The 485-nt window shown below is 65.2% G+C and carries 1 protein-coding gene; it reads right to left on the minus strand.

Features of this window, described 5'->3' with window-relative positions:
- Positions 1–485, minus strand: a 485-nt coding sequence (locus tag HMPREF3014_RS15285; RefSeq protein WP_025986811.1) for an Hcp family type VI secretion system effector, incomplete at both ends; no start/stop codon positions are given.

Here is a 485-nt window from a genome sequence, read left to right on the forward strand (position 1 = left end):
GAGCGCCAGTCGTCGGAGCCGGAGGTGCCGGAGACTTCGTGGGTCCAGGTGATCTTGCGGTAGGTGAAGTGCACGTCTTCCAGGTGGGTGAAGTGGGCGTTGCCCGGGTCCTGGCAGTTGTGCATGTAGTCCTTGATGTCGACGATGATCGCGTCTTCCAGGACGGTGGTGTAGTAGTGCTCCTGGGTGCCGGCGGCGGAGGTGCGGTACCACTGGATCTCGACCTTGGTCAGGCGCTCGCCGGAGGTCAGGGCGGCCAGCAGCAGGGGCGAGGCCTTGTCGAAGACCTTGGTGATGACCACCGGCTTGTGCACGCGCTGGCCGGTCGGCTGGCCGGACTGCGGGTCGCGCGGGATGATCACTTCGTGGTTGAAGCCCTGGACCATCACCTGGTCCTCGTGGCCTTCCTGGTAGGTGTTGCCGACCGAATCCTCGGTGAAGGCGCCGGCGGTGATCAGGCCCTGCTTGGTGCCGGTGATGGACAT

Origin of the sequence: Pseudomonas sp. HMSC065H01, assembly GCF_001815235.1 — a bacterium.
Classification (GTDB): domain Bacteria; phylum Pseudomonadota; class Gammaproteobacteria; order Pseudomonadales; family Pseudomonadaceae; genus Pseudomonas; species Pseudomonas aeruginosa.